This window comes from Trichocoleus sp. FACHB-591 (genome assembly GCF_014695845.1).
Classification (GTDB): Bacteria; Cyanobacteriota; Cyanobacteriia; order FACHB-46; family FACHB-46; genus Trichocoleus.
Genome location: NZ_JACJPA010000013.1, coordinates 59,189 through 69,932, shown reverse-complemented (window position 1 = coordinate 69,932; position 10,744 = coordinate 59,189). Strand labels below are relative to the sequence as shown.

Genomic DNA, 10,744 nt, shown 5'->3' with positions numbered 1-10,744 from the left:
TTGCCTACGAAAGTGGTAGAACTATCTATCAAATCAAGCACGGGATGCTCTCTGAGTATCTCAAGGAGCAACTCAAGCATCCGTCCGTTCAAATGACTTTTGCGTAAGTTCTGTGTGGTTTATTACGATCTCCGCAGCCGCCGAGAGGGATGAGGGCTGAAATTGCGCGATCGATAACCTTCCCCATTGCATCTCTAATCAATCTCTCAACCTCTTTATACTTCTCCCCAGCGCCCTCACAGAATCCCTGATCTCTCCTTACCCCGAGCTATGCAGACGAAAGACCATGCGCTTCTTTAATCGAATTATCCTTCAGACACCAGAAAGCGTAGAGTTGGAATTTACCCTAGCTGGAATTGGGAATCGGGCCTTAGCTTTACTGCTCGATTACACCTGCTTGGGTGGGTGTCTCATTGCCTTCATATTCATCTGGCTATTTGTTTCTAGTCAAGTTCTAGAATTAGTCAGACAAGTAGCTGGAAACGCCAATAGTGTTGACCTGTGGTTGACGGCGATTACTATTCTGGGTGGCTTTGCGATCTACGTGGGCTACTTTGTCTTCTTTGAAAGCCTTTGGCGAGGGCAAACGCCTGGAAAGCGTTACACCAAAATCCGGGTAATTCGTGATGACGGACGGCCTATTGGCTTAGCTCAAGCTACGTTGCGAGCTTTACTTCGGCCTTTCGATGACACTTTATTCTTAGGCGTATTCTTGATTGCTTTAGGTCGCCAAGAAAAACGTTTAGGAGACTGGGCAGCAGGCACAGTGGTGATTCAAGAAGAGCAAACGATTGCTGCTGCAACCTTTCCTACTTCTCCAGCAGCCGAGGCATTAGCAACCCAGTTACCCGAAATAGCAGATTTATCCCATTTGCTGCCCGACGACTTCGCTGTGGTTCGAGAATACTTGCAGCGCCGAGGTGCAATGTCATCCAAAGCCAAGTCAGAAGTTAATTTACAGTTAGCTCGTCAAGTAAAAGAAATAATTTTGCTGGAAAAAGTACCGTCGAACACAACCCCCGATTTGTTTTTGGAGGCAGTTTATCTCGCTTATCAACAGCAATCTACTAAATCAATGTAGGGCGCACCACGTACGCCCTAGTGACGAATGAGTTATAGCTTTTTAGCCACCCATGCCAGGAATCAAGCTGCTAGTCAGCCGCTTAATTGCTCGGTTGGCGACATCAGCGTAGCGCAATTCACCGCAGAGAATTTTGCCCATACGTTCTGTAGCCGAAGGACGCTTGATGCCGACTTTGTAGCCAATGCCAGGTACCCGATAGAAAACACCCGCAATACGCTGCGCCCAAGCCATATCTTCGCCCCATTCTTGGTTGATGATTTGGCTATAACGCTCTAGAGCACTGCGATCGCCTGTTAGGGCTTGGTTAATCGCTTCAGCCGCCTTCATACCACTAAAAATAGAAGGCCGAATCCCTTCTGCCGTAAAGGGATCAACCACACAAGCCGCTTCTCCCGCTAACACCGCATTTTGGGTGTGCAGTTTTTGATTGCCGTCCCACAGGCATAGTGGATGGCCATATTGTTGACTGGACTTGACATCCACACCAAACAGCGTGGCATACTCAGCCAGCAAAGCTTTCATATCCTGGGGTTCACCGCCTCGGAAGGTACCAATACCCAACGAATAGCCATCGGCTTTAGGGAAGTTCCAGATGTAGCCATTCTTCACCATGCCAAACTCAAAGTGAATGGGGTTGCCACTCTCTACGTGAGCAGGTACCTCTGCTTCCAAAGCTCCGGCTAAGCGACGCTTCCGCTCTTTGAACCCTAGCCACTTCGCCATCGGACCTTTGGCACCATCCGCAGCAATGAGATAGCGCCCAGTGATTGGGCCTTCGGCTGTATTCACTTGCCAGTGGTCGCTCTTAAACTGAATTCCTGTAACTTCCGTGTTGTCTCGCAGCTCTGCGCCTTGCTTCTGAGCTTGCTGTACCAAGAAGTGATCGAACACATCTCGCCGCACCATCCACATCGGCTCTGGAGTTTTTAGCTCAACTTCCACGGGGTCTTCCATTTTCCAGGTGAAGCGCACGGAGTTGACCTTGAGTGAAATCGCTGGCGTGAAGTCGAAGTCAAACCACTGCGCAACTTGAGGCGAGACTCCGCCCCCACAAGGTTTGTAGCGGGGTAGGGGTTCTTTTTCTAGCACTAGAACAGAACGGCCTTGCTTGGCTAAATGGTAAGCGGCAGTTCCTCCCGCTGGCCCCGCACCGACAATAATGCAGTCAAACATCATGCTCGCATCTCACTCTTGAATATCAGTTCACAACTCCAGCCTGGCCGATCGCTATGGCATCCAGAGCTGACAGACAGGGGTAACTCAGTGAATGTTTCCGTATCGATCTCAAATCTAAAGCAGCATACGAATAACCCTGCTGTTTCTCAGGGAAAAAACAACAGGGATTTCACACGTGTGCTTGGCAATTTAAGTTTCAAAGTAGAGGAATTGGTTCAGTTCCAACAGCAATCAATCCGTGAAATCACTACAGTTATATAGTTCATTGAATGCACTGAGTACAAAGCCCTGATGTGGCCCCTAGGATAGTTCATGAAGGCTTGATAAAGTTCTGAGCCACAAGACACTCTGAAATGAGGCTAAGCCAATGAACTGGGAAGTATGTGTGCAGTACGCCAACGGCAGTAAGCGAGTTTTGCGTTCTTACAAGAATCGCGAGACTGCCTTGAAGTGCATCGACACAATCTACTCCATTCAGGGGTACCCCATGCACTTAGCCTACGTGGTTCGTCAGACACCCATGCCAGCACTTCAATATGCCTAAACCCGAAAGACGAACTTCAATGTTGCTCGCTTGAGTGCTTAGCTCTAGAACAATCTAGCTCTATAGGATTTAGCTCCAAACCTGGGGTTGAGCAGAACAATCTAGACGGTGGTGATATCTTTCTCCTTTTCTGCCAAAACTTCTTCAATTCTGGCAATGTACTTGTCCGTCAGCTTTTGAATTTTATCCTGCAAGTCTCGCGCTTCATCCTCGGACACCTCGCCCGCTTTTTCTTGTTTGCGGACGCTATCGACCGCATCGCGACGCACATTGCGAACTGACACTTTGCCTTCTTCGGCAAACTTGGCCGCTAGCTTCACGAGTTCTTTACGGCGATCGCTGGTGAGCGGTGGAATATTTAGGCGAATGGTGGACCCGTCGTTGCTAGGAGTTAAGCCAATGTCGGATAGGGAAATGGCTTTTTCAATCAAGTTTAGGCTACCGCGATCGAAGGGTTGAACCGTAATCGTGCTGCCATCTGGCGTATTGATAGTTGCCAGAGACTTAAGAGAAGTTGGGGCTCCGTAATACTCCACCATGACTCGATCGAGCAGAGATGTGTTGGCTCGTCCAGTCCGAATTGTATTGAAAGACCGTTGAGTTGATTCAACGGCTTTTTGCATCGAATTTTCAGCGTCAGCTAATTTCACAAGAACCTCCCACGATCGTTCCAATTGTTTCTCCCGTCACGGCCCGCAGGATGTTACCGCGTACCGAGAGGTCAAACACAATGATAGGAATGTTGTTATCTTTGCACAGTGCGATCGCAGTACTATCCATCACGCGCAAATCTTGCTGCAAAACATGGGCGTAGGTGAGGCTTTGATACCTACGCGCGTTGGGGTTTTGGTGCGGATCGGAGTCGTAAACACCATCTACCTTGGTAGCCTTGAACAAAACATCGGCGCTAATTTCCGCTGCTCGCAACGCTGCTGTGGTGTCGGTCGTGAAGAAGGGATTGCCGGAGCCTGCCCCAAAGATCACAACTCGCCCTTTTTCGAGATGACGAATGGCTCGCCGCCGAATGTAAGGTTCTGCCACTTCTTGCATGGCGATCGCAGTTTGCACCCTTGTGGGCACGCCCATCTGTTCAAGAGAGTCTTGCAAGGTCATGGCATTCATGACTGTGGCAATCATGCCAATGTAATCGGCGGTTGCGCGGTCCATTCCAGCCGCAGCTCCCTTAACGCCGCGAAAGATGTTGCCGCCACCCACGACAATGGCAACTTGGACTCCAGTTGCTACAACATCTGACACTTCCTGGGCAATAGCTTGAACCACGGCTGGGTCAATGCCATAAGCTAGATCGCCCATTAAGGCTTCACCGCTTAGTTTGAACAAAACCCGCTGATAAACAATCCCCATGTAGCGACTACTTTTTAACTCAAATTGCCTCCAACTAAAGATAACACTAAGCTGTCGGAGGTCAGCTTTTAGGAGCCGCAAGCATTGCTAAATACGCCATTTAACAGAACAACCTACGGGTTCAGTTTCTGCTACAGGTATTGCATTGCCCTCTAGGACACGAGCGATCGCGATTTGAAAGTTAGGCGATCGCACAGCACTGACGTCTTCTGGGTTGTCGTCAATGCGTCCGTGATAGCGCACAATGCCCGCTTGGTCTAGCAAGAAAACTTCTGGCGTTATTTTGACCCCAAAGCTACGCCCTACATCTTGGGTCACGTCTCGCAAATAGGGGAAGTTCAATTGTTGCTCAACCGCAAAGTGCTTCATATTCTCGAAGCTATCATCCGGGTATTGCGTGGCATCGTTGGGATTAATCCCAATTAAGGTAAACTTTTGAGCTTGAAAGGTAGCTTGAATTTGTTTGAGGCGGTTTAGGTAGAGCCGTACGTAAGGGCAATGGTTACACATAAACACTACCCCTACTGCTTTCGACCTTTCTAGATAACGAGCAAGATGGTGCACCGCATTATCTATTCCTGGGAGTTCAAAGTCTGGAGCGTAGCTGCCTATTGTTGTACCTACTGTTTCCATGAAGCTGAATCCGCTGAATGTTCAGAAGAGTTTAACGGGCAGCAGAGGCTTCCCATCTAGCTCTCCATCATAGTCCGCTCGTTGCAGGAATGGTCTAAGGCTGAGAATAAGAGGGCGATTGCGGCAAGGTGCTACCCAACAGTTGCCTTACTTTTGCCAAAATCACGTCTAAACCCGCATCTTTTGCCGCTAGGTCATCGGCCATAAAATAAGGTCGTTGGCTGATGGATGCTAAATCATTTCTGTCAATCCAGCCGGAGACTAATAGGCAGAGAGGAGGGCGCTCTAAGGATGATTTTAAGCGATGAATAATACCATAGCCATCTAGCTTGTTTTCTGATTCAGGCAAAGGGTCAAGAACAAAATCAACAATCACCAAATCGTACTGAGCTGCCACCGCAAAAAAGTGATTAGAATCTGTAAAAACAGTTACCAAAAACTCTTTTCTCAAGAACCTTTGAACTGACAAACTCCAGTTAATGTCGTCATCTAAGACCGCAATCTTATGCATTTTAGCTGGGAGTTAATACTCCTCTTTTAAAGAGCTTGTTGCATTTCTGGAGCAATTGAATTTTGGTGCGCCCCATAGTAATAGCAACAACTTAATTTCTTTATAATTTCATCCTATCAGTTCAGTAAAAGCCGCTGAGTAAAGTTAGGATTACTTAGGAATCAATTTTTTATTTCACAATCTTTGTAACTATTTTTGAATTACTAAAACGATAGATTTAGTTGTATGAAACCTTATCAGCAAATCGCGATCGCGGAATGTGGAGAACCATTAGTACCCATTCCACTAGATATATTTGCCACCGAACATCTCCATGCTTACCAAAAGTTAGGGGCTCCTTATGGTGACAAATCGCCCTACTATTTGCGGGAACAAGTGGTGGCTCGCTTGCTCCAGGCTCAGCAGCAACTGCAAGCATGCTGTCCTAGTTGGCGGATTCAAGTTTTTGATGCTTACCGTCCGATTGCAGTGCAGCAGTATATGGTGGACTACACCTTTGCCGAACTGGTGCAAGGGCAAGGGTTACAACTTCAGGAACTCACGGACGCTCAGAAACAAAGCATTTGGGAGCAAGTGCATCAGTTTTGGGCGGTACCGAATGTGAACCCTGCCACTCCGCCTCCTCATAGTACGGGCGCTGCGGTAGACGTAACGTTGGTGGACGCATCCGGTGCTCCTGTAAATATGGGTTCACCCATTGATGAGATCTCTCCCCGCTCGTTTCCAGATTTCTTTGCCGATCAGCCAGAACCGGAAGCGCAGCAGCATCACCAAAATCGGCAACTACTCAAGCAAGTGATGACCAGTGCAAGTTTTCTGCAACACATGAATGAGTGGTGGCACTTCTCCTGGGGCGACCAACTGTGGGCTTGGTTAAGCACTGGAGCTAACCCGAAGCCTGACCCTCATGCCATGACTGCTCGTTATGGTCGCGCTGAGCTTTAGCTAGGATGGCAACATTGTCACTAGGCTTATCTTGTAGAAATGCAGGCAGCATCTAGCAAGATCAAGCGCTCTGCGCTAAAGACGGTACAACGAGGAACCGTTTGGGCGATCGCAGGTGTAATCCCTTGCTCTAATCGAGTTTGAGCTTCACGAGCTGCGGGCTGGAACTGCTGAAACCAACGGTTGCTCGCCAAGTAGTGGGGGGTAAATGCTTCTTGATCTAGCAACCAAAAGTTGATGCCGTACTGCTGGATAAACTGCTCAACAGCTTCTTGGTTGGGGCTGTACTGCGCTTGCAACAAATCTGTGACTCTTTGGCGAAACTGACTGTAATACCTTTGGTGGAACGGCAGCGCATATTCACGCCCCGCCAACACAGGCCTCTGGCCAAAATAAGGCACAAAATTAGCTTCTTCTGAGAGGGAAGCTACTAAGCTTGCTTTGGGTGTTTTTTGCAAAAACTGATAGAGAGCAGGGGCTTGTCCTTCCTTGTATTTTGTGTCAGGAAAACGCTGGTCATAACTGGGATAGAGTAACAAAGCGGCGCTCACCAGAACTATAATTCCAATCGCTAAGTACTGTTTTGGGGCTGACTGAGACTGAGTAGCCCATCGCCATAAAGCATCGAATAACGTAATCAGGACAATCCCAGTGGCGATCGCAGTAATGACGCGAAAACTATGATGGGTATAGCGGCTGGGTAGTTGCAACTTAAATAGCAGCAAGTGAGCCAGAGTAAACAGCCCTACCGAAGCGGCGAAAATCTGCACCAATAAACGGATCTGCGGTTGTACTTGTTGCAGTAGAGGCAAGCGATCGCGATATCGCCAGAGCAAGGGTAGCAGCACACCCACAGTCAGCAATGGAGGCAACCACAGGGCAGGAAAAAAGCCACTGCGCTCAGCCGTGAGCCAAAAGTCCCAAGGATCATTTACATAGAACCGACTGCGGCCTTTTTCACCAAACTCTGGCATCTGTCTTGCTGCGTCGGGCGCAATCACAGAGCCATACTCGGAGGTTTGCACGACAAAGGGCAACAGCACCACAAATGTCACGGCCAAACCCGCCACACAGAAAATATAGTCTTGGCGATCGCGGGAGAAACCCAGTCGCCCATTTTCCCAGCGAACTAAGGTAAGCACTAGGGTTCCAGCGCTGATCAGCAAAATTTGCGGGTAAAACAGTCCTTGCAACGCGATCGCTGCCAGGCAAGGCAGGAGCGATCGGCGCAGCAGATAGTACAGAAACGCCAGAAACAGCGGATACAAAAAGGCTCTGGGTGTGGCAGTCACCAAGTCATCCTTCATCCAAACCGTTTGGTTCAGCAGCAAGGTTGCCAGAAAACTAGCGGCAGGCACCGGAAACAGTTGCAAGCTGAAGCCAAAGCAATAGCCTGTCATCACCAAACCTAGGGCGATCGGCAAGAGCTTGTTGAGCAAAAAAGGATGAACCCCGATCGCCGCAAACAGTTGGTAAAACTTGGTGTAGCCCCAAGGCGCTACAGATTGGAAATAGTTGGCAATAAAATCGTTGGGCAGTAATTCTGGATCGAGGAATCGCTGCATCCAAAACACATGCTGCCGCGCGTCATCTTGGACCACATATTCACCGCTAAAGGCTTGCTGTAGTGCCATGCAGCCATAGATCGCGGCAAAAGTTAGGCTCAAACTGAACCAAAAAGCTAACTGGGCTTTGGAAGGTTTCGCCGTCGTTAGCCCGTGATGCAAAGGCGTAATCAGCATAGGGGTAGAGATGCAGTGTGCTGAGAAAGCGCAGGCAATTAAAATTACTGTAAACTTCTGGCAAGGATTTAATATTCTTGCAATCCTACTACATCTGGATTAAGGGAGTTGGCATGGCATCCAGGGCTGCATCCGCCACTTCCCTCAGGGGCGCTACCGAGGTTAAGGTCCGCAAACAGTTTCGACTAGGTGGGAAACGGTATCCTATCTGGCTGAAGCTTTTGCTACTCACATCGCTCCTGTTGGGTCTCTGCTTTCGCTTCGTTAACTTAGACCGCAAACTCTACTGGCATGATGAAGCGCTGACTTCGCTGCGAGTGTTTGGCTACACCCAAACAGAATTAGTACAGCAAGCCTTTAATGGCCAGGTCGTTGAGGTAGCAGCGCTGCAAAAATATCAACACCCCAGCCCGGATAAAGGTTGGGGCGACACGCTCACGGCACTAGCTGGCAATGCGGAGCACCCACCGCTTTATTACTTGTTGGCCCGCCTCTGGAGTGACGGGTTTGGCAGCTCGGTTGCAGCGATGCGGAGTTTACCCGTTGTGATCAGCCTGTTCGCCTTTCCCTGCATCTATTGGCTTTGCTTAGAACTCTTCGAGTCTTCCTTAACCGCCGCGATCGCCTGCGCTCTGATTGCGATCGCCCCTTTTCATGTGATTTATGCCCAAGAAGCGAGAGAGTACAGCCTTTGGGCAGTCACGGTTTTATTTTCTAGCGCTAGTTTCTTGCGGGCATTACGACTTCAAACCAAGCAGGCATGGGGATTGTATGCGATCGCAGTTAGTGTGAGTCTGTACACCCATGCCTTAGCAGGTTTAGTTCCCATCGCTCATGGAGTTTACCTGCTAGCGACTCAACGCGATCGCCTATTCAAAACTTTCAAATCTTTTGCTTTAGCCGCGATCGCAGGACTCGCAACCTTTCTGCCTTGGATCGTTCTAGTGGTTCGTAACTGGGCACAAGTCCATGCTGCCACTGAGGGAGTTAGACGTGCTCAAACTTTGCATACCATCATTGGTAAATGGTTCATCAACCTGAATCGAGTTTTTGTCGATACTGAACTTGGTTCTGCGAATATTATTTTTGTTCTGTTAGCAGCGGTTGTCTTCTATTGGCTTTGTCGCCATACCACTCAGCGCATCTGGCTATTTATTGTCAGCTTAATTGTGGTTACGGCATTTCCCTTAGTCATTGCTGATTTAATTCTACAAAGCCGCTATTCCACTAATCTTCGCTACCTAACTCCCTGTTATATCGCGATCGAATTAGCGGTTTCTTACTATCTCGCCACTCATTTGCGATCGCGTCAACTGCGCCAACACAAAGTTGCGAGAACGGCATTAGTGACTTTAGTTGCTGCTGGAAGTTTAAGCTGTTTAATTAGTTCTCAATCTGAGGTTTGGTGGCATAAGAGTATTCAAAAAACTGGGTTTTATCCTGAGTTTTCTCGCATTGTGGATCGCACTACTAATCCTTTAATTATTAGTGATAGCAGCAATGCGATCGACGTTCTATCATTAAGCCATTCTCTAGATCCTAAAGTTCATCTACAGTTATTACCCGCAACAGTAGTTCCGCAAGTTCCTGGCCAGTTTAGTGATGTGTTTTTATTCAGCGCCTCTATTCCACTACGAGAGAATTTAGAAAAGACGCAAAACTTTCAAGCTCAACCGCTCAGTAAAACTCGTAATGTCTTTCATCTAACGAAACTTCCTGCCTTGCTGAGGAAATAACACTCATTGTATTGCTCCACCATCCAGGCCTGAATCATGCCAGAACGTTTATCCCTAGGCAAAGAAATCTCTACGGCCACATCCAATCCACAAAACCTTTATCCTGCCTTTTCGCTGATTCTTCCGGTCTACAACGAGGAACAGCACGTCGCCATCACACTAGAACACTTACATCAACAGTTTCAAGCAGCTGGTTGTCATTACGAAATTATTGTAGTCAACGACGGTTCCACCGATCGAACCAGTCAGATTCTGCAAGAGCTATCCGGGATTCGCTTGATTCAGCACAGTCAAAATCGAGGTTATGGTGCGGCTCTAAAAACGGGAATTCGCCATGCTAAATATTCCCTAATTGTAATTACGGATGCTGATGGCACGTATCCGAATGAGCGAATTCCAGAGTTAGTGGGTCTGGCTCAGCAAGCAGATATGGTAGTGGGTGCGAGAATTGGTGAAAACGTCAAATATTCTAAGCTTCGCAAAATTCCCAAGTGGTTTCTGTTGCACTTCGCCCAATGGATTACTAACTGCCGCATCCCTGATATTAACAGTGGCATGCGAGTGTTTCATAAAGATATTGCGGAACGTTTTCTTAATATCTTGCCTAATACTTTTAGTTTTACAACTACCATTACGCTTGCCATGCTGACAAACAACTATGTAGTTCAGTATGTACCAATTGATTATTATCATCGAGTTGGCAAAAGTAAAATTAAACCGATTCGAGATACTTTAAGATTTCTCCAGTTAATCTTGAGAACTGGGGTCTACTTCGCTCCTCTAAGAATTTTTCTTCCTGTTGCAAGCATCTTCTTTCTAGGATTCTTAGTTACCTTAATTCAAGACATATTTGTGCGAGAAGATCTCACCGAGCGAACCATGATCTTGTTTATTGCAGCAACCCAAATTGGCATGTTTGCCCTGTTAGCAGACATGATTGATAAGCGCAGCCAACGTTAAGTGCTGCCTTCAACTCACTTACCTGCTATCTAAAAATTCATCTGGATA

The 10,744-nt window shown here is 47.8% G+C and carries 11 protein-coding genes; 5 read left to right on the top strand and 6 right to left on the bottom strand.

The genetic code is table 11. The features are described from left to right. The first annotated feature begins 286 nt into the window (after positions 1–286). The gene (locus H6F90_RS00945; RefSeq protein ID WP_190549403.1) at positions 287–1,081 is read left to right on the top strand and encodes an RDD family protein; all 795 of its coding nucleotides are present in this window, start codon (positions 287–289) and stop codon (positions 1,079–1,081) included. 42 nt (positions 1,082–1,123) lie between these two features. On the opposite strand, the gene H6F90_RS00940 is transcribed toward H6F90_RS00945, so the two are convergent. Continuing rightward, positions 1,124–2,260, bottom strand: coding sequence for a geranylgeranyl reductase family protein (locus tag H6F90_RS00940; protein ID WP_370587911.1), 1,137 nt, complete (start codon positions 2,258–2,260; stop codon positions 1,124–1,126). Between the two features lie 367 nt (positions 2,261–2,627). Between H6F90_RS00940 and H6F90_RS00935 the strand changes: the two genes are divergently transcribed. Next, positions 2,628–2,804, top strand: a complete 177-nt coding sequence (locus H6F90_RS00935) for a family 2 glycosyl transferase (RefSeq protein ID WP_190549401.1) — start codon at positions 2,628–2,630, stop codon at positions 2,802–2,804. Between the two features lie 101 nt (positions 2,805–2,905). Here H6F90_RS00935 and frr read toward each other — a convergent pair whose 3' ends face one another. From frr to H6F90_RS00915, 4 genes are all read right to left on the bottom strand, one after another. Then, a complete protein-coding gene (frr, locus tag H6F90_RS00930; RefSeq protein WP_199295641.1) occupies positions 2,906–3,427 on the bottom strand; it encodes a ribosome recycling factor in 522 nt (173 codons plus the stop codon). A 13-nt stretch (positions 3,428–3,440) separates the two neighbouring features. Continuing rightward, complete coding sequence (pyrH, locus tag H6F90_RS00925) at positions 3,441–4,169, bottom strand: UMP kinase (protein ID WP_190432577.1); 729 nt, start codon at positions 4,167–4,169, stop codon at positions 3,441–3,443. 87 nt (positions 4,170–4,256) lie between these two features. Continuing rightward, on the bottom strand, positions 4,257–4,802 hold the full coding sequence (locus H6F90_RS00920; RefSeq protein WP_190432575.1) for a thioredoxin family protein: 546 nt from the start codon (positions 4,800–4,802) through the stop codon (positions 4,257–4,259). 94 nt (positions 4,803–4,896) lie between these two features. Next, positions 4,897–5,313: a response regulator transcription factor gene (locus H6F90_RS00915; protein ID WP_190432573.1), complete on the bottom strand. Its 417-nt coding sequence runs from the start codon at positions 5,311–5,313 to the stop codon at positions 4,897–4,899. 225 nt (positions 5,314–5,538) lie between these two features. Here H6F90_RS00915 and H6F90_RS00910 point away from each other — a divergent pair, with 225 nt between their 5' ends. Then, positions 5,539–6,258: a M15 family metallopeptidase gene (locus H6F90_RS00910; protein ID WP_190549397.1), complete on the top strand. Its 720-nt coding sequence runs from the start codon at positions 5,539–5,541 to the stop codon at positions 6,256–6,258. A gap of 26 nt (positions 6,259–6,284) precedes the next feature. On the opposite strand, the gene H6F90_RS00905 is transcribed toward H6F90_RS00910, so the two are convergent. Further along, positions 6,285–8,000 (bottom strand): hypothetical protein, encoded by a 1,716-nt coding sequence (locus H6F90_RS00905; protein WP_190549394.1) that lies wholly within the window; start codon positions 7,998–8,000, stop codon positions 6,285–6,287. Positions 8,001–8,113: 113 nt separating this feature from the next. Here H6F90_RS00905 and H6F90_RS00900 point away from each other — a divergent pair, with 113 nt between their 5' ends. Both H6F90_RS00900 and H6F90_RS00895 read left to right on the top strand, forming a co-directional pair. Then, positions 8,114–9,736, top strand: a complete 1,623-nt coding sequence (locus H6F90_RS00900; protein ID WP_190549392.1) for a glycosyltransferase family 39 protein — start codon at positions 8,114–8,116, stop codon at positions 9,734–9,736. A 36-nt stretch (positions 9,737–9,772) separates the two neighbouring features. Continuing rightward, the gene (locus H6F90_RS00895; protein ID WP_190549390.1) at positions 9,773–10,696 is read left to right on the top strand and encodes a glycosyltransferase family 2 protein; all 924 of its coding nucleotides are present in this window, start codon (positions 9,773–9,775) and stop codon (positions 10,694–10,696) included. Positions 10,697–10,744 lie beyond the last annotated feature (48 nt).